The organism is Moritella viscosa (genome assembly GCF_900120065.1).
Classification (GTDB): domain Bacteria; phylum Pseudomonadota; class Gammaproteobacteria; order Enterobacterales; family Moritellaceae; genus Moritella; species Moritella viscosa.
The window spans coordinates 45,839-70,666 of sequence record NZ_FPLG01000082.1 but is presented as its reverse complement, the minus strand read 5'-3'; the positions used below and the strand labels follow the sequence as shown (position 1 = coordinate 70,666).

Sequence of the window (24,828 nt, the reverse complement as noted above, 5' to 3'; positions counted from 1 at the left end):
CGAGAACTGTGAAAACAATTGCACAATTACTGCAGTGGGCTGTCAAGCAGCTCACTGACAGCGAAAGCCCGAAGCTTGATGCCGACGTTATCCTTTGTTTCCTACTCGATAAAGATCGCAGTTATCTTTTCACTTGGGATGATAAGGTCATGGATGATGATATTATTCGTCGCTTTACAGCTCTTATCATGCGTCGTCAGGCAGGTGAACCTGTCGCTCATATTCTTGGCTATCGTGAATTTTGGTCATTAGAATTAGAAGTGTCTCCGGATACGTTAATTCCAAGACCTGATACTGAAGTATTAGTTGAACAAGCACTTGCTTGCATGCCGATTCAAGCTTGCCAAGTATTAGATTTAGGGACGGGGACGGGTGCTATCGCGCTGGCCTTAGCATCAGAATCACCACAAGCGACTGTGACCGCAATTGAATATCAGCAAGGCGCGGCTGCATTAGCACGTCGTAATGCTAAACGCTGTGGCCTTGATGTTGCTATATTGCAAGGTAGTTGGTTTGAACCTTTACAAGCGAGTCAACGCTTTGATGTAATAGTCAGTAATCCACCTTATATAGAAGAACATGATCCACATCTGGCTATGGGGGACGTGCGTTTTGAGCCGTTAACTGCATTAGTCGCCGCTGATGATGGACTTGCTGACTTAAAGCATATTATTCGTGAAGGTTATCAGTTTTTAACTATGGATGGCTGGTTGTTAGTTGAACATGGTTTTGAGCAAGGTGTAGCGGTACGCGCACTATTTACTGAATCAAATTATCATCAGGTTGTTACACATAAAGATTATGGTAATAACGATCGTATTACTGTCGGACAACGAAAAGAAGCCTAATCATGGATATTGTTATTCTGCTACACATCGCGACGCTGCTATTAAGTGTGCTGATGTATTTTGTAAATTTTGCCTTCACAATAAAGCAATCACCGTATCTTGAGCATACAGGTTTTATCAAATCACGTAAGGTGATAGATATGATCACAGTGATGATGATTGCGTTAGTGTGTATGGTTTCAGGTCGTGCTCCGTTTGTTGATACGGTCATGACAGAAAAATTATTGTCGACACTCGCCATCACTTTTATGGTGTTTATGTCATTACAGCAAGGTAAGAATCTATTTTTCCGCTGTTTTGCGTTTGCGGGTAGTATCGGCTGGTTATTTTATGTGTTCTCGTTAGCCATTAATGGCGAAGCATATTTGCTGAGGTAGTTATGGAATTAGATGCAAATGCTGCGCTGACAGAAACAGAACTGGCAGAAGACGTAGTAGTAGATAATAACGATATTGATAGTGATCTGGTTGAAGAATACGATGATGAGCTCGCAGAAGAAGTGCTTATGATTGACAACGTCATGCTAGCAACACTATCTGCCATCGAGATGATAACGGAAAAACCGTTACTCGAAGAGGCGATTATTGAATTGGATGGGTTAATTGAACTTATCGAAGTTGATATGCAAGGCTTGACAGGTGACGTTGAAAAACGTAATCAACTCTTGTATTTGTTTTATCAACAACTTGGTTTTTCGGGTGATTGGCGCAAGTGGCTCGAACTCGATAGTGTCTTGTTGCACAAAGTTATTAGTAGTCGTAATGGTGTTCCCCTTTCACTGGGTACGGTATTCATGTACTTTGCCGAGCATTTTGAAGTGGATGTGACTGGGATCTTATTTCCTGGCCAATTTGTGTTACGTTTCGGTAGTAAACAAGATGGTATATATGTTGATCCTGCTGATGGACAAGTATTGAGTCGTCATAAGCTGCAGGTATTGTTACGTGGTATCGAAGGTAACCATGCTCTGTTATCTGATGATGACTTATTCGAAGCTACGAATGAAATGCATTACTTGCGTTTATTACAGGTATTAAAAGCGGCGTTAATTCGTGATGAACATTTCTCATATGCATTACGCTGTATTGACCTCATTTTAGAGATCGATCCTGATGAACCTTATGAAATTAGAGACCGTGGATTTTTGTTACAGCAACTTGATTGTAAAAAATTAGCCTGTGAAGATTTTGCTTATTTTATTGAACAATGTCCAGACGATCCGATCACTCGGGTTTTGAAAGCACAAGTTGAAGAACTTGCTGCGACTGATGATACGATTCATTAAAATTAACTGATATAAAATGGACCCTTTAAGGTAATAATTATGAATGCAAAAATAGTAAAAATTGGTAATGATATTGTTTGTGCCAACGATCTACCATTTGTGTTATTTGGTGGTATCAATGTATTAGAAGACGAACTGTCGACTTTACGCGCTGTAGAAGCATATAAAACAGTGACGGATAAACTGGGTATTCCTTTTGTATTTAAAGCGTCATTTGATAAAGCTAACCGCTCTAGTATCCACTCTTTCCGTGGTGTAGGCATGGAAAAAGGTTTAAACATTTTCCAACGGGTAAAAGCTGAATTCAATGTACCAATCATTACTGATGTACACACTGAAGCACAGTGTCAACCAGTGGCTGATGTTGTTGATGTTATCCAACTTCCTGCTTTTCTTGCGCGTCAAACTGACTTAGTACAAACAATGGCGGCTACTGGCGCTGTGATTAATATTAAAAAACCACAGTTTATGTCTCCGCATCAAGTTGGCAATATCGTTGATAAGTTTGCTGAGTGTGGTAATGAGCAAGTTATTTTATGTGAACGTGGTCATTGCCATGGTTACGATAACCTAGTTGTTGATCCGTTAGCATTTGGTGTGATGAAAGAGCTTACTCAAGGTACGCCAATCATTTTAGACAGTACCCATGCAACACAACAGCGTGATGCGGGTAGTGCTGCGTCTGGTGGTCGTCGTAAACAAGTACCTGAATTAAGCTATGCAGGTTTAGCTACTGGGATTGCAGGTCTTTTCATTGAAGCTCATGAGAATCCAGCGCAAGCGCGTTGTGATGGCCCTTCTGCATTACCCTTTGCTACGTTAGAAGCGTTTTTAACACAAGCAAAAGCGATTGATGATCTAATAAAGAGTTTTACTGCGATTGATATTGATTAATTTCAGGTATAAAAAAAGCGCTGTAATAATACAGCGCTAAAAATAAGTAGTGACTACTTAAAGGCCTAAACCAAAAAGTTTAAGCAAAACAAACACAACATTACATAACAAAGACTAACCTATATAAATAATACTAATTAACGAAAATCAGTAGAAATAAGTATTATGTCCTATATACATACGCGAACTATAGTTATTTTCTAGCATTCTTACAATTGACAAATTATAATGTTTCACATTAGTTTTTCTTATCTAACTGGACGACACTATGTCACGCAGACTCCCGCCATTAAATTCGCTACGTGTTTTCGAAGCCGCAGCTCGACATTCTAGTTTTACCCGTGCATCTGAAGAACTTTATGTGACGCAAGCGGCTGTAAGTCATCAAATTAAAGCGCTAGAAGAATACTTAGGCATCAAACTGTTTCGTCGCCAAAACCGTGCGTTATTTTTAACGGAAGAAGGGCAGAGTTATTTTTTGGATATTAAAGATACTTTTACTTCATTAGTTGATGCGACAGAACGTTTATTAGCCAGAGGGGCAAAAGGCTCATTGACAGTTAGTTTACAGCCTAGTTTTGCTATCCAATGGTTAGTACCGCGTTTATCTTTGTTTTCAGAACTCTATCCAGATATTGATGTTCGTATTAAAGCGGTTGATATGGATGATGGTTCATTGACTGATGATGTAGATGTCGCGATTTATTATGGTCGAGGAAAGTGGAAAGATTTATATGCGCAGAAATTACATACCGAGTATTTAGTGCCTGTGTGCTCTCCGCGATTACTGAATGGTATTAAACCACTCAAAACGCCGGAGGATTTAAAGCTACACACGTTATTGCATGATACGTCTCGTCGTGATTGGACTGCTTGGTTTAAGCAAGGCAATATTATCGGTGTTAATGTTAATCAAGGACCTATTTTTAGTCATACTTCGATGGTATTACAAGCGGCAATACATGGTCAAGGTGTAGCGTTAGGACACAGTGTGTTAGCACAGCCCGAAATTGACGCTGGTCGTCTTGTGCGTCCTTTTACTGATGTTTTAGTGAGTAAAAATGCGTATTACGTCGTTTGCCGTGAAGAGCAAGATGAACTTGGTAAAATAGTGGCATTCCGTGATTGGATGCTGTCTTTGGTCGAGGAAGAGCAGCAAGAGTTTGTGGAGAATTAATTCACCACTAAGGCACTAAATCCTTGGTGTTATATCGTCAAGGGTTTAGACTGTGCGACTTTTATATGCAAACCAGTTCAAGATATGCAGTATTCTGCACTGGTTTGCGTATATTTTATGTATTAGTAGTCTTAGTATTGTATCTATACTGAGTGTATATCGTCAGCTATGTTGATGACGAAAATGAGGTTATTAGAAAATGAATGGTATTTTATTATATTGCCGCCCTGGTTATGAAAAAGAATGTGCCGCTGAAATTCAAGCACGAGCGACTGCCATGGAGGCGTATGGTTTTGCTAAAGTAACGCTGAATTTGGGTTATGTTGTGTTTGAATGTCACTCTGCTGAAGATGTAGATTCAATAGCGAAAAAATTACCACTTTCATCATTGATCTTTGCACGTCAAATGATCGCATTACACGCACGTGTTGATGATATGCCGCTTTACGACCGTGTAAACCCTGTAGTTGCTGCCTGTGACGGTATCGAAGCCATGGGTGAGCTACGTGTTGAAATGCCTGATACTAATGAAGGTAAAGAGCTGTCTAAATTTTGCCGTAAGTATACAGTGCCACTTCGTCAATCTTTACGTAAAGGCGATCACTTATTACCAAAAGAAAATAAAAACCGCCCAGTACTTCACGTATTTTTCATTACGAATACCAGTGTGTATATCGGTTACTCATATAGCTTTAATAACTCGCCATTACCTATGGGTATCATGCGTCTTAAGTTCCCTTCGAAAGCACCAAGTCGTTCGACATTGAAATTAGAAGAAGCATTCCATACATTTATTCCAGCTGATCAGTGGGATAAACGTATCGGTGGAGCAATGCGTGCGGTTGACTTAGGTGCTTGTCCTGGTGGTTGGACGTACCAGTTAGTACAACGCAGCATGTTTGTTGTTGCTATTGATAACGGTGCAATGGCGGATAGCCTAATGGAAACTGGTCAAGTTAAGCACTTCGAAGAAGACGGCTTTAAATATGAGCCTGCTAAAACGACGATTGCGTGGACCAACCGTAAATTAAACGGTAATAAGATCAAGGTTCCTGAGAATCCACCAGTTGATATGCTGGTATGTGACATGATTGAAAAACCAGAGCGTGTTGCCCGTTTAATGTGTAAGTGGTTATTAAATGCATGGTGTAAAGAAGCAATCTTTAATCTTAAACTTCCATTAAAACGCCGTTACCATACATTAGAAGATTGTTTAGCTATCTTAGATAAGCAACTTGATGATCGCTTTGTGATCCAAGCTAAACACCTTTATCATGATCGTGATGAAGTGACTGTGCATGTTGCTTGGGCACACTTCATTCCTGAAGATAAATAGTATAGAGTAATAAAATAAGAAGGAGGGTATACGTCTAGTATTTCCTCTAATATTCCAAGTCATTAAATGCCATATCTGTGGTTTATTTAATGGCTTTATTATTTAAAACGATAACGAAAATATAATTTTTGATCTTCGCCACGTACTTTAATCCCAATGACAGCCCCCTCGATATTCATATTATAATACGCCTCGTGCTGTAGGACTCCGTCTGATTTAACTTTTGTTTTGATGGTGATGCGTTCGTAATTAAATAATAAATAAGGACTGCGCTTTAAGCTGTAATGCAAGTTTAAGCTTAGCTTACCAATATCTTTGAGCCTAGGGATGAAGAGGCGAGTAATATCTGGATCTATCCACATATTAAGCAGTTGTAGTTGCGCAGTATGTTTACGCTTATTTTTACTTTTTTTGATAACAAACAGAGATTGTTTAAATTCAAATTTTGGGTGTACAGCTGCTAATATTGGCCCTATTTGATTGTGGCGGTTAGAAAAATGTTGATCTGGTATATAGGACCTTAACTGATTTTCTTGTGCTAGAGTGATCCTGCTAAATAGACTGATTGAAAATATGATTAAGAGAATTTTATATACCATATATCACCAAAGCTGCTGATGAGACCTTAACTATAGCTTGGTATTGGTAAATTACTAGTTGTGAGTAAAATTACAATTTAGGGCGTTAGGTGAGGGGATTCGGGTAAGTGAGTAAATATCAGCTGATTAACATCAATGATGCTAATCAGCTGAGTTCATATAGACTGAACTAATCATTACTTAATGATAGAGCTATAGACGTTCTAAAATTGCTTGAGTAAAGTCTGTCGTACCATGTGTACCACCAAGATCACGCGTTGTTCTATCACCTGATTCAATGACATCACGCACTGCGTTACGAATATTATTTGCTTCTTTTTTCATTTCTAGGTGTTCTAGCATTTGAATAGAGGCAAGGATCACAGATGTCGGATTTGCTAGGTTTTTACCTGCAATGTCAGGTGCACTGCCGTGAACGGCTTCAAAAATAGCGATATCTTCACCGATATTTGCGCCCGGAGCCATACCAAGACCACCAACAAGACCTGCACATAAGTCAGATAAAATATCACCAAATAAGTTCGTGGTCACGATCACATCGAAACGTTCAGGGTACATAACCAGGTTCATACACGCCGCATCAACGATCATTTCTTCTGATTCAATTTCAGGGTAACGTTGCGCCACTTCCCGCGCTACTTCAAGGAACAGGCCTGATGTTGTTTTCAAAATATTGGCTTTATGGATAGCCGTTACTTTTTTACGATTTTCTGATTTTGCTAATTCATATGCTGCAACACAAATACGTTCTGCCCCAGCGCGTGTGATGATACTTTTTGCTTCTGCTTCGCTACCATCATCGGCAATAATTTGACCTGCACCAGAGTACATACCTTCCGTATTTTCACGAACGGTAATAATATCGATATTTTCGTAGCGGCTACGTGTACCTTTAAAAGAGACTACTGGTCGCAAGTTAGCGTATAAATTAAAATGCTTACGTAATGATACGTTGATTGACGTAAAGCCAGCGCCAACAGGTGTAGTTAACGGACCTTTTAATGCTACTTTGTTTTTTTCAATTAAATCTAATGTTGCTGTTGGCAACAGTTCACTTGAAGTTTGTAGTGCAGCAAGACCAGCATCAGCAAAGTCATATGCGAAATTACAGCCAGCCTTATCTAAAATTTGAATTGCAGACTCAATAATATCCGGACCAATGCCATCACCCGGGATCACTGTAATTCTTCTTTGTGTCATACATATTCCTTATTTAATTAGCTTACTTTCAAATGAAAATGTTTTGTTGCCGTATGGTAACAAAGTATTACTTGATTGTTAATGTAGTTACTGCTGTTATTTTAGTAAATAAAGCGTTTAACTTTGTTATATCGCCATGTGGTAGACGTAGATCTAGAATTTCACTTTTTTTGTACTATTAACGCTTAGTACGAATACTAGAATTATTACTCTAAGCGTTATTTTTATGATTAAGGCTGATACCGTAAATCTTTTAAATTGAATCCTAAAGGAATATCAATTTTGAGCTGTGCTAGCTGTTGGGTGATATAAGCCATTTCTTTATGTGTATCAAGTTTTTCGCGAAGCTTGGGTTTTAGCTCTTCACTCGCATAAATTGCGTCTAAAGTAACATGTTGTGTTAATAATTGAGTGGCTGTTTTAGGTCCAATTCCTGCTACGCCAGCGAGATGACTACCACTGATCCCTGTTAAGGCCCAGTAGTCGGCAAGTTGCTGTGGTTGTACTCCGAATTTATCGTCAATAAAGTTTTGGTCTAACCAGCGTTTGTTAAAATAATCACGAATTTGAATGTAAGGATTTAACAGTTGGCAGTAACCCTTATCGGTCGAAATAATGGTGACTTGTTGCTGTTGTGCTGACATTTTGACGGCGAGCGTTGCAATTAAATCATCCGCTTCATCTTGTTCTGTTAATAAAGAGTCTACGTTCAAATCCCACAGGTCATCTTGGATTAAATTGAGTGCTTGCTGCAAGCTTTCTGGCATCGGCTTACGATTCGCCTTGTAATCGGGGTAGATCTCATGGCGCCAGCCCGTTTTCTCAGCATCAAAGACCGCGACGACATGCGTCGGAGCCGTGATTGCTAATAATTTTCGAACCGCTTGCTTAATGGTTTCGCGCGTTGCGCTTATTTGCGCAACCGGATCATTACTTTGATTTAGTTGTACTGCATGAACTCGACGGATCAGGTTTAACGCATCGATAATTAATAAGTGATTTTTGGCCATATCCGTGTTTCATCAAAGTTAATTGGGCTTTATTATTTCATAGCAAGGTTCATACTTACTACCTGGAAGCTTCATTCTATTCTGTTTTATGAAGTTTTTTAATAAATTGTCCATTAATTGCATTAATTTTGGGTCGCCTTGCAATTTGAATGGACCATTTTTTTCAATTGATTTGATCCCTGAGTCTTTAACATTACCCGCGACGATACCGGAAAAGGCTTTTCGCAGGTTCATTGCTAATACTTCAGGGGCTTGATTAAGGTTGAGGTTTAATGCCGCCATATGCTGGTGACTTGGAATAAATGGAACTTGAAAATCTAATTCTATTTTTAAGCTCCAGTTATATGAATAAGCATCACCAATGGCACGGCGATATTCATAGGTTTTATGCATGGCTTGTTTCATTATTTGTGCTGCACTTGCAGCATCATCAATAATAATTTGATAGTATTTTTGTGCTTCAAAACCAAGGGTTGCACCGACAAATTCATCGATGGTAGTAAAGTATTCTTCACTTTCCTTAGGGCCGGTAAGTACAATCGGCAGCGGCTGACGTTTATTTTCGGGGTGCATCATTATTCCCAGTAAGTACAAGAGTTCTTCTGCTGTACCTGCACCACCAGGAAAAATGATAATACCGTGAGATAGGCGTACAAAGGCTTCTAAACGTTTTTCAATGTCCGGTAAAATGACGAGTTCATTTACGATGGGGTTAGGTGGTTCGGCAGCTATAATACTGGGTTCGGTTAAACCAAGATAGCGGCGTTGTTTTACGCGCTGTTTCGCATGGCCAACTGTCGCCCCTTTCATTGGACCTTCCATTGCACCGGGTCCGCAACCCGTGCAAATATTTATTTCACGCAAGCCTAATTCATGACCAACGGCTTTAGCATATTCATATTCTGGTGAGCGGATGGAGTGGCCTCCCCAGCAAACGACCATATTAGGATCGGAATCTGATTTGATCACGCGTGCATTACGTAAAATAGAAAATACCTGGTTGGTTAAAAATGAAGATAATTCTTTTTTGGGGACGGGTTCTTGCTCTATATAACTATTAACATAAAGAATATCGCGCAATACTGAAAATAGGTGTTCTTGAATACCTCGAATAATCTCACCATCGACAAACGCTTGTTCTGGGGCGTTATGTAGCTCGAGCTTTACGCCGCGTTCACGTTGTACAACACTGATATCAAAGCTACGGAATGCTTTTAAAATTTCACTACTGGAATCAGTTCGAGAACCTGAGTTTAATACGGCCAGTGAGCAATTTCGGAATAATAAATATAAATCACTGGTGGCAGTTTGTTGTAGCCGATCGACTTCAAGTTGTGAAAGCAAATCCATACTGCCAACGGGTTTAATGTGCGTGATCATAAGCTAAACTCCATGTCAGAAAGCTGGCATTAAGCACGTATAACCGGTTGATAAAAAATGAATATGGACGTACTTATTACCGCAAGTCTAATTAAGTTTAGTTGCTAATGATAACTTTATCTCGTCCTGAGCTTTTTGCTTGATACAAGGCTTTATCCGCGCGTTCGAAAGGTTCAACTGTTTCATTATCCTCTGGTAAGAATTGAGTCGCACCAATTGAGATAGTGATTGAAATCTGTTCGCCTTTAAATCTAAACGGTATACTTTTAATGGTCTTGCGCAGCTTATCTAAAACGGCCTGTATTTCATGTGGTTTTAAGTCGGCAAGTAATACGACAAATTCTTCACCACCAAAACGGGCGATAAAGTCTTTACCCTTAATCGATTTTTGTAAGGCTCTTGCGACGATTTTAAGGGCTTTGTCCCCTGCAATATGACCAAAGGTATCATTGATATTCTTAAAGTGATCAATATCGATGATCGCGATTGTGGTATTGGTTTGATAACGCTGCCAACGTTTAAATTCAAGCTTAAAGCGTTCGTCTAATGCGGTGCGATTGTATACCTGTGTTAAAGAATCAAGGTACAGTTTATGCTGTTGTGCTTCTAAGCGTTGTGTATGCAGTAATGTTTCTTTTTTGAGTTGCTCAAGTTGGCTCTGAACTGCTTTTATTTGTTGCTCTAATCGAATTTTCTCTTGTAGTAATTGCTCTTGTTGTTGGATACTACTCGAGATGATTTCAAGTCCTTGTTGAACGTGTAACTTCGTTTCTTCTAAGTTTTCACAAGTACTGATATCTAAGTCTAAAATATCAATTCGCTCTTTTAGATTTTCCAACAAACTCATTTGTTTTTTATTTATTTTACTACTATCAACTAATGAGTTATCAAACTTATAAGCGATATTATTGAGTTCTTCGACAATGGCATGTAAAAACGTCTTTGACGCTAAGCGTTCTTCACGAGCCCCTTCGATAATGTTGTTGATGATTTGCAAACAGATATCAACGAGTTCATTGATTTCGACACCTTGTAATAAACGTTGACGAATTTTTTGAAGATTTGAGCCAAACCCACCGGCAAAATCAAGTTCATTGATTAAGCGTTGCAAATCGTCGCATATTTTTTTGTGTTCGGTTGCCGTTACACCGCTATTACTTCCGCGATACATTTGTAAGTTTTTGATTGCGCTGTGATAAATGCAGAAGAGTGATTGCACTTTTGTTTGTAATGCAGTGACAGCTGCCGCTTTGGGCTCCGCTAATAGTAATTGCAACTCGGCGGTGAGTTTAGGATCGTCCTGTAACAAATGAATTAATGATTTAGTGGCTTGAATTGTAGCGTTATCACCAATTTTTAAGGTATCGGATAAGATATGTGGTTGTAGCATCACTTGACGCTCAACCTGTTTGATTTGAGTGATAAGTTCATCGTCAGACGCACTGCGTTCTAGAATTGCTTTTAGCTTACTTACTTCAATGTTTAGCTCGGTATCGATACCTCGCGTGGCACCAAGTAAACGATTAATAAATGCTAATAACATGGCAGTGTTAATTTTTGTGTACCCGCTGGCATCACTTTGCTGTGTTGCTGAGTGCGAATCTTGTGATGTCTGCATGTATACTTTTCACATAAGTTAAATCAAAGATGGAGATTAGCTTACCACTATATATACATCTATAAAATAGTTTGGTGCTAAAATGTAAGCCTACAGCCAATTAATATCATTTTTGTCTGTTGAGGAGGTGACTTTTACTAAGCCTTTTTCAATGGCTTGCTTGGATCTGTTCCAGATATCACCATGGAAAAATGCCGGTTGTGTATAGGTTAAGGCACTTAATTTAACCCAACTATTTCGGTTATGTTTACGACTTAATTGGGTTGCACCTGATAAGGCTAAAGTGGCTATATTTAACAGCTTTCTACTGTCGATTGCTGTTGGGTATTTAAATAAGAAGGGGTGAGAAACCATACCTATCGAGATATTTTTGTCAAAATTAAGCTGGCAATCAAATTGTTCGAACCAGTCTAGGATACGGTTGGCAATGATCGCAGGGTCGTAATTTTTGTTTACTTTCTTAACTAATAATAATTGCGTGTCATTTAATTGGAATAAATGTTCAGAATCATGTAGTTGTTGTTTTAAATATGCACCTAATTCTGTTTCTACTTTATTTACGAGTGAAAGGCTGCATTTTTGACGTAAAGGCAGTAAAAAGTCGAGACTAATGATTGCGCAACTATGCACACTGTTTTGCTTATCTGAATATTCCCAATCAGAATAAAATCGTGCTTCTTGCAGTGGCGTCGGTATATATTGATTTAGGCTGTTGATGTTATTCAAGCCAGTATTTGAATGAATATTGTAGTTATTCTCTAACTGTTCTACATCTTGTTTTTGTAATTTCATCTTTTGCGTATTGATATAGTACAAATAAAGAATAATTAGCATAATTGAAGCAAGTAAAAAAACATTAATAACCAAGTTATGTTTTGATTGTTTTAGCTTGAGCACTTGTGCTTGTAATTGGTTTATCTTTTGCGATTTTATTTCATTATTTTCTTTGTGTTGATTAGAGACAGGAAATGCTTTTTTTGCTTCAAAATTAGAGAGTTTGTTATAGCGTACAAATTGCTTATAGCTATCGAGTGCTTTTGCGTATTGATCTGTTTCTTCATAGGCTGTGGCAAGATACAGATAGACGGTTTCAAATTGTTTACTATTGTTTAGTTTACCGGCGATCGATAACGCTTTATTTAAACGTATTAATGCGGTGTCGTAATGCTGTTGTTGAATCGCTAAATTAGCCAGGTGTACGAGTGATTCAAGTAATAAATCCGTTTGGCCATTATTGTAAAACAACTGCTCTGCATTCGATAAATATTGCTCGGCCAAGCTATAATTACCCATTTGCAAGTAAGTTTTTCCCACTTCAAAATAGACTGTGTTTAATTTGTTTTTCTCATCAAACACCTTCAGTAAATCGAGAGCATTAAAATAATAAACGAGCGATAAGTTATATTCTTTAATTTTACGATGCATACTGGCAAGTGCTAATAAAGAATCGGATAGTTGCAATTTGTTGCCAAGATTTTGATAATATTGAGCCGATTGATTGGCAAAGCTGATCGCTAATTTAAAGTTATCTTCGGCGATATAGGCTTGGCTCATTTTTTTAGTGAGCAGGCCATTGAGGGTATCTTGATTATCAAGTAGTTTTTGTTGGGCTTTGTTGTAAAAATTAATCGCTAAGGTTAATTTATTTTGCTGTTGGTAATTATACCCAATGGCATAAGCAGCCCAAGCAGCATTGTTCGTGAGTGGGGTCTGGGCACCATATTGTTCAGCTTCGCGAAACAGTTGCATTGATTCTTCGTAATCATTGAGCTTTAACGCAATCTCACCTGCAATAATTTTGAGTGCAAAAGAGCCATTAGCAGTCGGATTATAAGTATTGTCATTAATGCTATCGATGACTTTGTTAATGGTTTCTTGTGCAAGTTGGAAGTTAGCAAGCGTATTCGATTGTGCAAGAATGTGGCTTTTGATTAATAAGCTTTGCTGTTTTAAATGCAGTGGTACGGAATTCGATTTTTCAGCGAGCATTTTATCGAGCGTAACAACGGCTTGACCGATATTATTTGCATAGAAATAGCAGAGTGCTTTTTGTTGTTTGACGAGCGCAAGATCTGAAGGTGTTACCGATTTTTCTCTGATTTTACTCATACGAGAGACTTCAGTGATAATGTCTTGTTTTTGTGTTTGCAAAAATTCATCAATAATTTGAATACATTGATAAGGTTGGCTGTATTGTACAGACTGACTGCGCTTGAGTTCATTCGGTAAGATCAGCTGATCAAACAAACTTGCAGCTGCAGTAGTGCTAAAGAGAAGAAATACAAGAGCATAAACAAAACGTAAAATCATGAGTTTAATATCGAATAGAAAGGCTGCTATCACATTCTTATGATCACATGTCCTTATTAACATTAGCGTTCCTTTGCTAATTCGGGCCTCCACCAGAGTGAGGTCGATGCTGTAATCTTATATCACTACTATATTTTATAGTATTGATTGCAGCCTTCAAATACTAAACTATTTTGCAGGCTTTGTTAATGACTGGATATTTAAAAAATATCCAGTCTCGGCAATATTATTGGCGAATTAAACGGATATTATCTATTTTAGCATCACAATTGGTTCTAAATGGGTTTATATCCAAACCACCTCTGCGGGTATAGCGTGCATAAACAGTTAATTGTTCTGGTTTGCAGAAGCGCATAATGTCTGTGAAAATACGCTCAACGCATTGCTCATGAAACTCATTATGCTGACGAAATGAGATTAAATAGCGTAATAATGCTTCTTGGTCGATTTTATTTCCTTGATAAGCAATATAAACGCTGCCCCAATCGGGTTGATTGGTCACGAGGCAATTTGATTTTAATAAATGACTGTAAACCACTTCGTTAACCACGTCATTGTTATCTGCAGCTGCTTTGAGTAAGTCAGCATTAAACTCATAATTATCGATATCAATATCAAGATGATCAATACAGGTACCTGTTATTTTTGTGATTTGACTTGGCGCTTTATCTAAATCATCAAACATAACCACTTCAACAGGCCCTTGTGCACATGCGGCTAAGTCGCGTTGCAGTGTTTCGGTTACTGCTTCTGTAGAGTTAAAACGGGTTTGGTTAAAGCTGTTTAAGTAGAGCTTGAATGATTTTGACTCGATTAAGTTAACTGATGTCGCGCAGACTTTTACTTCGGCTACGGCTACGATTGGCTTACCTTTGCTATTTAACCAAGACAGTTCATATAAATTCCATAGATCACAACCTGTGAATGGCAGTTGATCGGATAGTGACAGATCATCTCGATTTAATTGTCTTGGTACAGGCTGTAACAAGTTAGGTTGGTATTGAGATATGTATTCCGTTTTTTGCCCTAGGTTTAATTTATCCAGTGCAGTTGAATCTTGGTAACGGTTTGTAATTGTCATGGTTTATTCTCATCGGTTAGCGCGTAATATAGCCAAGCTCCCTCAAGTTGCATATTCAGGTAGTTTGGGAATAGTTAATTTACTTATCAGTGGCGAGATTGTAATAAATTTTACTGCGTAGTGATATGCTATAGCAGATTTAATCATTTTTATGGGGAATATAATGACTGCAGCTGTAACCGATGCATTGATTTCTTTTTATGCGCGCTGTGAACAACTTTGGCAAACACAAGATTATTTACCACAACAGGCGTTTGATCCCGAGTGGGATTCGCCGTGCTTTATTGTGGATTCAAATCATCCCCAACTGCTTGCGGGTAATAAAGCTTGGTTGCCAGTAAAACGTGATGAGATAACATCATTTAGTAATATTGAGTCGGCGTTAAGCATTGAGCTTGATCCGCAGATAGCCGATTTTTTTGGTGCTTATTTCAGTGACCATATGCCTGCAAGTTTTAATGATGAAGTCATTGAATTGGTACAGGTATGGAGTCCAGATGACTTTGAGCGTTTACAAGAAAATACGATTGCACATTTAATGATGAAGAAAACACTAAAACAGTCGCCTACGTTATTTATTGCTAGTTGCGTGGATGACATGCAGATCATTGCACTAGATAACGTCAGTGGTGAAGTAGTGCGTGAAGTGCTGGGGAAAGGCATTTCTGAAGTATTAGCGCCAGACCTAGCGACGTTTATTGGTCAATTAACACCAGTCTTATTCGAACAGTAAACCGCTGTTTCATTTTTATTAAACAGCGCAAGTATTAACTCGCGCTGTTTCTTGGCAATCTTATGTTTTGTTAGTTACTACCAAGGTAAATTGGATAATAAACGGCAAGGCTCACATTTAAAATCAAAGATACCGTGTAATGGAACTTCCAATTGCCATTCACCGTCACAGCTTGGGCAAGGACGCGTTTGTGCTTGCTCTTTTTGCTCTGCTGTATCCGCTAAATGATAAAGATAATAATAGGTTGGGATATTAGTTTGTTGCTCAATATCTTTAGCGAGTTGCCAGCCTGTATTATTTAATGGACTCTTCATATCCGTCAAGGCTTCACTACAGACTTGCTTTAATGTGGTGCCGTGCATTTGTAATTCATCTGTTGAATTCCAATCGATTTGCCAACGTAGCAACGCTTGGTGATCGCCTATCGCTGGTGTAGGTAATTTATACAGCGGGATAGGGGCTAGATGTTCTCCGCAACGTAAAGGTGAGCAAGTACTGAGATAATGGGTATATAATACTTGCCATTCGGGCTGCCGACAAGGGTCGGTATTATCTGAATGTAAATCCATGCCTGTCAGGCGAATCTTAGGGGCGAGTAAACCTGCTTGATTTAAGGCTTGTAAGCGTTTTTCAACAATGCTGGAATGATATCTCGGGTGTAGACTTTCTTCTTCAGGACAGACGACACGGGTGGTAAAGACGCCATCATCCATACTGGTTGGGAACTCGCGGCCGAGTATTTGGCCGTTGTAGCGTAAGGCGTCAATCAGCTGGGTAATCGCACTATCGACAGCATCAATAGTGGTGTCTTGGTAACATTCAAAAGTGAGTTCTGCAGTAAACAAAGTATTCTCTCAATGACGGCTACTGACATTGTTTTATTTATTTTTACTTAAATAACAATCGTCAGTCGCGTGTAGTTCGTGTAATTGCGTTATTGTGTTAATAGGGCTTTTTTTAACGCGACTATTTCAGCTTTTAGTTCGCTCACTTCCTGGCGTAGCGGTGCAATCTCTTCGCGCACCGATGCAATAGCGGTTGCAATCAGCGCTGCGGTTGAATCTGCTACATCTATACTCGTAGATACTGGCGTATTTTTTGGTGGGACGACTGCATTCGGATCAAAGCGCCATGTTTTTAGCGTTTCAATAATATCGCGCATGTTTGCTGGTTGTATTAGTCGTGATTTAACCAGTGCCATTGAGGGCTTCTTTCCTTCGAGAGCAAGCTGGTTTGCGGCATCGACAATGTGTTGTAGGCTCATGGTATTCCTTCTTCCATATTCAGATTATTAACGTAGCATAGTATCAAAGTGATCGATAACTTCGGCCCAGTCTGCATCTTCGTAAATGGCTTCTTTGAGAAACATTGCTTGCGAATCGTTCCAAAATGGTGCTTCAAATAATAATACACCCGTTTGGATTTTATGCTGATGGATAAAACGTTTCATGCTTAACTCATCATTTTCTAAGCCGAGTTGCGCAAATAATAGTTCTAAGGTTTGTGTGGCTAAAAACATCATCTGGCTCCTGTGTTTTTTTCAGTATAGCCAGAGATGAGCAACAGCGTTAGTTTATCACGGTTAATCTATTGCATAAGGGGGGACGACAAAGTGTAAAACCCTTGGCCCTGCCATGATCAATGTTCCTTGATACGCATTTTCGCCGTTGCTGCTAAAGTCAAAATTAAACTTATAACGGAATAAGCTTCCCTTATGTGGGAACCAAGAAATACCCGCTTGTGCTGTTGCTAACCACTGTAATTGCTGTTGCTCACAATACTGTTTAATCAATGCATTGGCTTGTTCTGCTTGTTTACGCAGGTGTATAAAGATTACTACCCCGATAAACCCAACAAAAATGGCTAACAAACTTCCCATATTCAATTCACTCCGTAATTGTGACTGTCTTATTTGGTATTGTTCAGGTGATTAGCTGCGTTTTTGACGAAACAACAATCCGATAGCACTACCAAGCGTATTACTACGCTCAGGGTTACGCAGCATGGCTAATACCTTGCTACGTAGATTTGGTATTGCAACGAGATCTGAAAAGAGATAAATGAACAGTTCTTCGCCTTGTTGCTGTTGTACCGCTGCTTCAAAGAATGCCAATAACCGTACGTCGTCATTAAAGTCGTGCCAGCAACGACCCGCTAACGCGACAATCGTTTGGCTAATATCGTTATGCTTAAATAACGCAGGGTAGAGTGCGGTACGTAGACCTTGTGCTGGAGCGCTTGATAATGCACGTATCAACATAGATAAACGTACATCATCGGGTTTCTCTTGTGCCACTTCTTGGCTTATTAACTGCGCTAAGCCTTCACTTACGATTGTTGGTAAAGCTTCATGTTCCAGCGCCAGACAAAGTGAATATAAAGGTTCAGTTGGCAGTTTTGGTAATGCAGCTGCAAGGTGTTCAGCATTATTATCGCGGTTTAAACGTGTGGCGATATCACAAATACCCTGTACACCGACTTCTTGCCATTGGTCAAAACCAAGCTTATTGGCAAAATAGCGGTGGGCAGTTGAGTAGTATTTACTTTCTGGGCGAATAAAATCACGATTGATGACCGCGTTTAACATCGCCACTTTATCTGTGCTTGGTTTGAATACGTATGGGTTAGTGGCTAGGTGTTCTTGTTCTTCTTCACTCGGGGTTTTTTCTAACATCAGACCAAGCGATTCAACAACCATGTTTAGGAAGGCATTGCGTGTACCTTGGATAAGTAGACCTTGCTCATCAAGTGGGAACTTAAGAAACCAGATGTAGTGCTGATTATTCTCATTTTTGTTCCAAAAGGTAATTGCAAATTGAGCATGGCGTTGCAGTGGCGCTGGATAAGCTAGCTGTGCAGATTCAAATTGCATAAAATCGTCGGTAGAAATTTTACTGATTTTACGACCCATATCATACACTCGAAACTGAGTTTTTGCTTGTAACAGAAATTCCGATAGCGTATTGAGGGTATGCGTATTTGCCATGATCTAATGTGTCCGAGTTAAAAGTGGAACCTAAGTATTAGTGTATTATACGCAAACCCTATCAAGATGCGAATTGAGATTACGATGCGCTTTTGTATCTGCTCGCTGCTGGCGTATAATGTCGCTAAATTTGTTTCATGAGATAATATTATGACGATCTATCTGCAGGCCCAGCAGTTATTAGTGGCGATTGAAGTTGAATTGAAAAACACTGCATTGTGGCATGATGTTACACCAAGTGCGGAAGCCTTCGCGAGTACAACGCCATTTTGTGTTGATACCATGCCTTTTACAGATTGGTTACAGTTTATCTTTTTAGTGAAGATGAAACAGCTAGTGGTGATGCAAATGCCATTACCAAATAAAATGGCTATCCACCCTATGGCGGAAGAAGCTTTTAAAGCAGTACCTGCGGATACACGAGAGTTGTTAGCCCTGATCTTATCGTTTGATCAGTTGTTAAATAAAAATAGCTAAATAAAGCTAGTTAGGTAATGAGCATAATGTTAGATATTTTATATCAAGATGAATACTTGGTCGCGATTGATAAGCCTGCAGGTTTGTTAGTCCATCGCAGTTGGTTAGACAGTCATGAAACTCAGTTTGCCATGCAAATGGTACGAGATCAGATTGGTCAGCATGTTTATACTGTACATCGTTTAGATAGACCCACATCAGGTGTATTGTTATTTGCATTATCAAGCGAAGTAGCAAGACTGATGAGCGAGATATTTCAGGCTCATGCGTTAACTAAACGTTATCTTGCTGTGGTGCGTGGTTGGATTAATGAAGCGGGGACATTAGATTATGCCCTGAAAGTAGAACTCGATAAGATTGCGGATAAACAAGCAACGCAAGATAAAGAAGCACAAGAGGCGGTAACGCATTATAAACCTTTGCATCAGGTGGAAATTCCGTATGCGGTAAGTAAAAACCACCCGACGAGTCGCTATTGTTTAATGGAACTTGAACCACAAACAGGCCGTAAACACCAATTACGTCGTCACATGAAGCATCTATTCCACCCTATTGTAGGCGATACAAGTCATGGCGATGGCCGTCATAATGTGTTTTATCGCGAACACTTTGAATTATCACGCCTGTTACTTATTGCAAAATCATTATCTTTTACCCATCCGGTAACAGCGAAACCAGTGCATATTGAAGCCGCTGTTGGTGACGAAGTATTAGGGTTATTCGAGCAATTTGGTTGGCCAGCACAAGAAGGTGATTATTTACCGCAAGCGGCAGCAAAATAGCGCTTTTTCGATTGTTAACGTACAGACAAACTTAGGTTACACTTTGTTACGTAAGTTTGTCTGTAAAGCTGATATTATTATCGGTTGTTTTTTATTTTATTAATTTTCACTAATATGCCAATACCCATACTTTTCCTGCGTTATAGGCTAAATATCAGCTTTGTAACGCATTTCCTAAAGCAAAAATCGTCTATGTAATCATCTTGGTTGCTTATGTACTGACGCAGTCATTAAAAAGTACGCTCAATTGTACCGTTTTGTACCATTGTGAGTGGCTATTCAAATCTAAACAGCCGATCCGGTAATTGTTATGACTATTGTTTTTGGCAAGCTATAGTTAACGCAACAAAGGAGGCTAACCATGCATCCTCAACAAATTCAAACTGTATCAGTTAACTGTTGCAGTACTATTTAGTTTGTTCACTTAGGAGTGAGAGATGAGTAACGCGTTTGCAAATCTACAGAAAGTAGGTAAGTCATTAATGTTACCTGTATCGGTATTACCGGTCGCAGGTATTTTATTAGGTGTTGGTGCTGCTAAGTTTAGTTGGATGCCAGACGTATTATCTAGCATCATGGAACAAGCTGGTGGTTCTGTATTCGGCCAAATGGCATTACTCTTTGCGATTGGTGTTGCACTTGGTTTTACTAAAAATGATGGTGTAGCTGGTTTAGCCGCAATCGTTGGTTACGGTATTATGACTGCAACGCTAGGTGTTATGGCTGGCGTGATGGGTGTTGAAAGCATCGATACTGGTGTACTTGGTGGTATTCTTGTCGGTGGTTTAGCTGGTTGGGTATTTAACCGCTTCTACACAATTCGATTACCTGAATATTTAGGTTTCTTCGCGGGTAAACGTGCTGTACCAATCATTACGGGTTTTGCTGCTATCGTTCTAGGTCTAATCCTGTCGGTTGTTTGGCCTCCAGTTGGCGGTGCAATCTCTGCATTCTCTGATTGGGCTGCTTACCAAAACCCAGCTATGGCATTTGGTATTTACGGCGTTGTTGAACGTGCTTTAATTCCATTTGGTTTACACCATATTTGGAATGTACCTTTCTTCTTTGAAGCTGGCACATACTGTAAATCGGTTGATGGAACTGCTATCGCAGCTGCGACAGAAACACTTTGTACAGCCGCTAATGGCGAGTGGTTTACGGGTGAAATCTCACGTTATGTAGCTGGTGACCCAACTGCCGGTAACATGGCTGGTGGTTATATGTTTAAAATGTTTGGTCTACCTGCTGCAGCAATCGCGATAGCTCACTCAGCGAAGCCTGAAAACCGAGCTAAAGTAATGGGCATCATGGCATCTGCTGCACTGACTTCATTCTTAACTGGTATCACAGAACCAATTGAGTTCGCATTCCTATTCGTTGCACCTGTACTGTATGTTATCCATGCTTTATTAGCGGGTTCTGCTTTCGTTGTAATGATTTTACTTGGCATTAAACATGGTACGACTTTCTCACACGGTTTCATTGATTTCACTGTGTTATTCAGTCAATCAACAAATGGCTGGTGGTTACCTGTTGTTGGTCTTGTTTACGCTGCGATTTACTACACTGTATTCCGCGTAGTGATTAAGATGTTAGATCTTAAAACACCGGGTCGTGAAGATGAAACTGAAGAAGCAGCTGCTGCGCCAGTATCTACGGATGCAATGGCGGCTGAATTAGTTGCGGCATTCGGTGGTAAAGACAATATCACTAACTTAGATGCATGTATCACTCGTTTACGTATCAGCGTTAATTCTATTGATGACGTTGATCAAGATAAACTGAAAGCGTTAGGTGCTCGTGCTGTCGTTGTTGTAGGCTCAGGTATCCAAGCCATCTTCGGTACTAAGTCTGATAATCTACGTACAGATATGGAAGACTATATCAACACGCTATAACTGAATAAATAGACAGACAGCCTGTTTCAGGCTGCTTAAAGCAAGAATGGCATTTTAACGATGCCATTTTTTTTACTCGAATTTAAGTATAGCGCTGATAACCCATATTTCATCATTCTGGAACGTTACATAAATAACCCGTACTGAGAATTAATTGGGCATAATCTGCGATCTATTCAGAGGTATTTTATGTTTAAGTATATGTCACTAAAAAACAAATTAGCATTATCAGCAAGTCTTGCGATCATATTAGGAGGCATACTGGTTGCTGCTGTTTCTTTTTGGTCCTCTATGCAACGTTTAGATGTCGAAATAGAAGAGCGATTGAAAGGATCTTTTACATCATATAATCAATATGTAGCTGACTGGATTGAATCTAAGGGGACAATTTTAAGCTCATTATCTAATGCTATAGCACCGGAATCGCTTGAGAAACATTTACAACAAATGGCAGTGTCAGGTGGGTTTGACAATGTATTCGCAGCGTTTCCCGATGGTAGCCAAAAGAACGCAAACGGTGTTACGCTGCCGACAGGTAATGATGACCCGAGAAAATGGGGTTGGTACATTAATGCCAAAGCGACGCCTTCAAAAGTGTTTATGGATAATCCAACAGTTGCGGCGGCAACTGGAGCAAATGTTGTCTCTTTAGGGTATTTACAGCAACTACAAGGTCAGTCAGTCGTTATTGGCGCTGATGTTGAAATTAATGATATTTTACAAAACATGGAGCAAGTTGTATTACCTGGCGATGGGTATATGCTTATTAGTAATAATCAAGGTGCCATTTTTGCCCATCAGGACATCAGTTTATTAAATAAAAAAATATCCTCATTAGGTCTAGATTTCGCTGCTATCCAACAGATTATACGTGTCCCCCATGTTGAAAAAATTATGGTGAATGGCAAAGAAAATATTGTTTATGCCGCGCCAATTACAAATAGTGACCTGTTCATTATTATAGTCGTTGATTACAATTCATCGGTAGCGCCACTTTATTCTGCGATTTGGAATCAAGTTATCGCAACAATACTTGTTGTTGTTATTTGTACTTTTTTATTCAATTTCTTGTGTAATATCTTATTTCAACCTCTACTTAGAGTATCAGATGCGCTAGCTTTGATTGCAGAAGGTGGAGGCGATCTTACTCAGCGCATTGAGGTCCAGGCTAACGATGAAGTGGGAAATTTAGCCAATAGCTTTAATTTGTTTGTGAGTAGCCAGCAGCAATTAATTCAACATATTCGTACTCAATCGGAAACGTTGACAACTGAATCCATAGAGAGCGAACGACAAGCAAACCAATCGGTGAGAGAACTTAATCATCAGCAGCAAGAGATTGATATGGTGGCAACTGCGGTGACTGAAATGGCCTCTGCAACGCTAGAAATTGCTTCGCATGCAGAACAGACTGCAAGGGCGGCACAAGATTCTACAGGCAGTACCAACGAAGGTCGTCAGCTAGTACTAAACTCAAAAAATTCGATCAATAATTTAGCCAGTGAAGTTTCTGGTGCGTCTAAAGTGATTGGTGATTTAAATCAGCATGCACAGGAAATATCAACCATACTTGCTACAATTCAGGGTATCGCACAACAAACTAATCTATTGGCATTGAATGCGGCAATTGAAGCGGCTAGAGCTGGTGAACAGGGGCGTGGTTTTGCTGTTGTGGCGGATGAAGTTCGGGTTCTATCACAGCGAACACATTCATCTACAGAGGAAATTAAAGCAACGATTGAAACTTTACAATTAACGACTGCCAAAGCGGTTGGTCTTATGGATAGTAGCTCGAAATTGGCGATTTGTTCTGTAGAAGATGCCGATCAGGCCGCTAATGCATTAGAAGAAATTAATCAGTCTGTTGTGTTGATTAGTGATATGGCTACCCAGATTGCAACCGCTGCTGAAGAGCAAACTCAAGTTACTGGGGAAATATCACAGAATATCGTGTCAATTAAAGATGTGACAGATATTCTTGTGTTGGGCGCTAACCAAAACTTGTTGCAATCACAACAGCTTAATAATCAGGCGAGTGAATTGAATGGCAGAGTATCCACATTTATCGTGGAAGCATGAGATTGATTCGTTCAAATAAAACCCGGCTAATGCCGGGTAAGTCAGCTATTAGTTGTTTGAGTGTAGCTCTGCGTTTAGTTCAACCGCTGATTTGTTAGTTAAACATTCAATCGTACCTGTGATTGAATTACGACGGAATAACAAGTCATCTTTACCGGCTAAATCACGTGCTTTAACTACTTCAACAGCTTGGTTACTTGCATCTAGCATTTGTACTTTAGAACCCGCTGTAATGTATAAGCCTGATTCAATTGTACAGCGGTTACCTAGTGGGATACCTAAACCCGCGTTTGCGCCAAGTAAGCAATTGTCACCCATAGAAATAACTAATTGACCACCGCCACTTAATGTACCCATGATAGACGCTCCGCCACCGATATCAGAACCGTTACCAACCATAACCCCTGCAGAGATACGACCTTCAACCATGCTCACGCCTTCTGTGCCAGCATTAAAGTTAACAAAACCTTCGTGCATGATAGTAGTGCCTTCACCAACGTGTGCACCTAAACGTACACGCGCTGTGTGGGCGATTCGTACGCCTGTTGGTACAACGTAATCCGTCATTTTAGGGAATTTATCAACACAGCTAACAGTCAACACTTCACCGGCAAGGCGTGCTTCAATTTGACGATCTTGAAGCTCAGGTAAATCGATAGGGCCTTGGTTCGTCCATGCGATGTTATGTAATAGACCAAAGATACCGTCAAGTACCGTGCCGTGTGGCTTAACTAGGCGGTGTGAAATTAGTTGTAGCTTTAAATAACCTTCAGCAACAGATGCTGGCTTTTCATCAGTCGCAAGGATCACGACTACTAGAGGCTGTTTACTGTTTGCTGCCGCAGTCGAAAATTTAGCATTAGCTACATCATCATTGGCAGTGAATACCGTTGCAAGTTGTGCTGCTTGTGCAGACGTTACTTCAATTACTTGATTTTGACCTGAGTAATTAATTATTTCACTAATGTCGGCAACCAGTTTGTCACTTGGGTTTAGCAGAGGGTTAGGGAAAAAAGCTTCGATAATTTTACCAGCAGTATTTTTAGTAGCACTACCGAAAGCGAGTGAAAAAGTGGCCATAGCTGAGAAATCTCCATTTAGAATAAGGGCGTGATATGCATACACCACGCCGGAT

The 24,828-nt window shown here is 39.6% G+C and carries 24 protein-coding genes; 11 read left to right on the top strand and 13 right to left on the bottom strand.

What is annotated here, in order from left to right:
• Window positions 1-8 precede the first annotated feature (8 nt).
• The 6 genes from prmC to rlmM all read left to right on the top strand — a co-directional run bounded on the left by prmC (window position 9) and on the right by rlmM (window position 5,540).
• Window positions 9-848: a peptide chain release factor N(5)-glutamine methyltransferase gene (gene prmC, locus BT797_RS11050; RefSeq protein WP_075472096.1), complete on the top strand. Its 840-nt coding sequence runs from the start codon at window positions 9-11 to the stop codon at window positions 846-848.
• A 2-nt stretch (window positions 849-850) separates the two neighbouring features.
• The gene (locus tag BT797_RS11045) at window positions 851-1,225 is read left to right on the top strand and encodes a SirB2 family protein (protein ID WP_170860742.1); all 375 of its coding nucleotides are present in this window, start codon (window positions 851-853) and stop codon (window positions 1,223-1,225) included.
• Between the two features lie 2 nt (window positions 1,226-1,227).
• Window positions 1,228-2,133, top strand: a complete 906-nt coding sequence (locus tag BT797_RS11040) for a SirB1 family protein (protein ID WP_045111847.1) — start codon at window positions 1,228-1,230, stop codon at window positions 2,131-2,133.
• Between the two features lie 39 nt (window positions 2,134-2,172).
• Window positions 2,173-3,027 carry a 3-deoxy-8-phosphooctulonate synthase gene (gene kdsA / locus BT797_RS11035; RefSeq protein WP_045111846.1) on the top strand — a complete coding sequence of 285 codons (855 nt, stop codon included), beginning with the start codon at window positions 2,173-2,175 and terminating at the stop codon, window positions 3,025-3,027.
• Between the two features lie 268 nt (window positions 3,028-3,295).
• Window positions 3,296-4,204, top strand: a complete 909-nt coding sequence (locus BT797_RS11030; RefSeq protein ID WP_045111845.1) for a transcriptional regulator GcvA — start codon at window positions 3,296-3,298, stop codon at window positions 4,202-4,204.
• Window positions 4,205-4,403: 199 nt separating this feature from the next.
• The gene (gene rlmM / locus BT797_RS11025) at window positions 4,404-5,540 is read left to right on the top strand and encodes a 23S rRNA (cytidine(2498)-2'-O)-methyltransferase RlmM (protein WP_075472092.1); all 1,137 of its coding nucleotides are present in this window, start codon (window positions 4,404-4,406) and stop codon (window positions 5,538-5,540) included.
• Window positions 5,541-5,638: 98 nt separating this feature from the next.
• Here rlmM and BT797_RS11020 read toward each other — a convergent pair whose 3' ends face one another.
• The 7 genes from BT797_RS11020 to queF all read right to left on the bottom strand — a co-directional run bounded on the left by BT797_RS11020 (window position 5,639) and on the right by queF (window position 14,738).
• Entirely contained in the window at window positions 5,639-6,139 is a 501-nt protein-coding gene (locus BT797_RS11020) for a hypothetical protein (protein ID WP_045111843.1), read from the bottom strand.
• Window positions 6,140-6,331: 192 nt separating this feature from the next.
• A complete protein-coding gene (locus BT797_RS11015) occupies window positions 6,332-7,339 on the bottom strand; it encodes an isocitrate dehydrogenase (RefSeq protein WP_045111842.1) in 1,008 nt (335 codons plus the stop codon).
• A 230-nt stretch (window positions 7,340-7,569) separates the two neighbouring features.
• Entirely contained in the window at window positions 7,570-8,349 is a 780-nt protein-coding gene (gene xni / locus BT797_RS11010; RefSeq protein ID WP_075472091.1) for a flap endonuclease Xni, read from the bottom strand.
• An 18-nt stretch (window positions 8,350-8,367) separates the two neighbouring features.
• Window positions 8,368-9,729, bottom strand: a complete 1,362-nt coding sequence (ppnN, locus tag BT797_RS11005) for a nucleotide 5'-monophosphate nucleosidase PpnN (RefSeq protein ID WP_045111840.1) — start codon at window positions 9,727-9,729, stop codon at window positions 8,368-8,370.
• Between the two features lie 97 nt (window positions 9,730-9,826).
• The gene (locus BT797_RS11000; protein WP_075472089.1) at window positions 9,827-11,347 is read right to left on the bottom strand and encodes a GGDEF domain-containing protein; all 1,521 of its coding nucleotides are present in this window, start codon (window positions 11,345-11,347) and stop codon (window positions 9,827-9,829) included.
• 90 nt (window positions 11,348-11,437) lie between these two features.
• Window positions 11,438-13,720 carry a tetratricopeptide repeat protein gene (locus BT797_RS10995; protein WP_244534175.1) on the bottom strand — a complete coding sequence of 761 codons (2,283 nt, stop codon included), beginning with the start codon at window positions 13,718-13,720 and terminating at the stop codon, window positions 11,438-11,440.
• Between the two features lie 163 nt (window positions 13,721-13,883).
• A complete protein-coding gene (queF, locus tag BT797_RS10990) occupies window positions 13,884-14,738 on the bottom strand; it encodes an NADPH-dependent 7-cyano-7-deazaguanine reductase QueF (RefSeq protein ID WP_045111838.1) in 855 nt (284 codons plus the stop codon).
• 163 nt (window positions 14,739-14,901) lie between these two features.
• On the opposite strand from queF, the gene syd reads away from it, so the two are divergent.
• Complete coding sequence (gene syd, locus BT797_RS10985; RefSeq protein ID WP_045111837.1) at window positions 14,902-15,471, top strand: SecY-interacting protein; 570 nt, start codon at window positions 14,902-14,904, stop codon at window positions 15,469-15,471.
• A gap of 77 nt (window positions 15,472-15,548) precedes the next feature.
• Here syd and BT797_RS10980 read toward each other — a convergent pair whose 3' ends face one another.
• The 5 genes from BT797_RS10980 to BT797_RS10960 all read right to left on the bottom strand — a co-directional run bounded on the left by BT797_RS10980 (window position 15,549) and on the right by BT797_RS10960 (window position 18,457).
• Window positions 15,549-16,316, bottom strand: coding sequence for a Zn-ribbon-containing protein (locus BT797_RS10980; protein ID WP_075472087.1), 768 nt, complete (start codon window positions 16,314-16,316; stop codon window positions 15,549-15,551).
• An 89-nt stretch (window positions 16,317-16,405) separates the two neighbouring features.
• Window positions 16,406-16,735 carry a DNA-binding protein gene (locus tag BT797_RS10975; protein WP_075472085.1) on the bottom strand — a complete coding sequence of 110 codons (330 nt, stop codon included), beginning with the start codon at window positions 16,733-16,735 and terminating at the stop codon, window positions 16,406-16,408.
• 27 nt (window positions 16,736-16,762) lie between these two features.
• Window positions 16,763-16,993, bottom strand: a complete 231-nt coding sequence (locus BT797_RS10970) for a DUF2789 domain-containing protein (protein ID WP_045111834.1) — start codon at window positions 16,991-16,993, stop codon at window positions 16,763-16,765.
• 60 nt (window positions 16,994-17,053) lie between these two features.
• Window positions 17,054-17,350, bottom strand: a complete 297-nt coding sequence (locus BT797_RS10965) for a DUF3301 domain-containing protein (protein ID WP_045111833.1) — start codon at window positions 17,348-17,350, stop codon at window positions 17,054-17,056.
• A gap of 51 nt (window positions 17,351-17,401) precedes the next feature.
• Window positions 17,402-18,457, bottom strand: a complete 1,056-nt coding sequence (locus BT797_RS10960; RefSeq protein ID WP_045111832.1) for a DUF3549 family protein — start codon at window positions 18,455-18,457, stop codon at window positions 17,402-17,404.
• A gap of 150 nt (window positions 18,458-18,607) precedes the next feature.
• On the opposite strand from BT797_RS10960, the gene BT797_RS10955 reads away from it, so the two are divergent.
• The 4 genes from BT797_RS10955 (at window position 18,608) to BT797_RS10940 (ending at window position 23,693) form a co-directional block, all read left to right on the top strand.
• Entirely contained in the window at window positions 18,608-18,934 is a 327-nt protein-coding gene (locus BT797_RS10955; protein ID WP_045111831.1) for a YqcC family protein, read from the top strand.
• A gap of 26 nt (window positions 18,935-18,960) precedes the next feature.
• Entirely contained in the window at window positions 18,961-19,716 is a 756-nt protein-coding gene (gene truC / locus BT797_RS10950; protein ID WP_045111830.1) for a tRNA pseudouridine(65) synthase TruC, read from the top strand.
• Between the two features lie 437 nt (window positions 19,717-20,153).
• On the top strand, window positions 20,154-21,614 hold the full coding sequence (ptsG, locus tag BT797_RS10945; RefSeq protein ID WP_045111829.1) for a PTS glucose transporter subunit IIBC: 1,461 nt from the start codon (window positions 20,154-20,156) through the stop codon (window positions 21,612-21,614).
• A 189-nt stretch (window positions 21,615-21,803) separates the two neighbouring features.
• On the top strand, window positions 21,804-23,693 hold the full coding sequence (locus BT797_RS10940) for a methyl-accepting chemotaxis protein (RefSeq protein ID WP_075472083.1): 1,890 nt from the start codon (window positions 21,804-21,806) through the stop codon (window positions 23,691-23,693).
• Between the two features lie 48 nt (window positions 23,694-23,741).
• On the opposite strand, the gene dapD is transcribed toward BT797_RS10940, so the two are convergent.
• Complete coding sequence (gene dapD, locus BT797_RS10935) at window positions 23,742-24,773, bottom strand: 2,3,4,5-tetrahydropyridine-2,6-dicarboxylate N-succinyltransferase (RefSeq protein ID WP_075472081.1); 1,032 nt, start codon at window positions 24,771-24,773, stop codon at window positions 23,742-23,744.
• Between the last annotated feature and the right edge of the window lie 55 nt (window positions 24,774-24,828).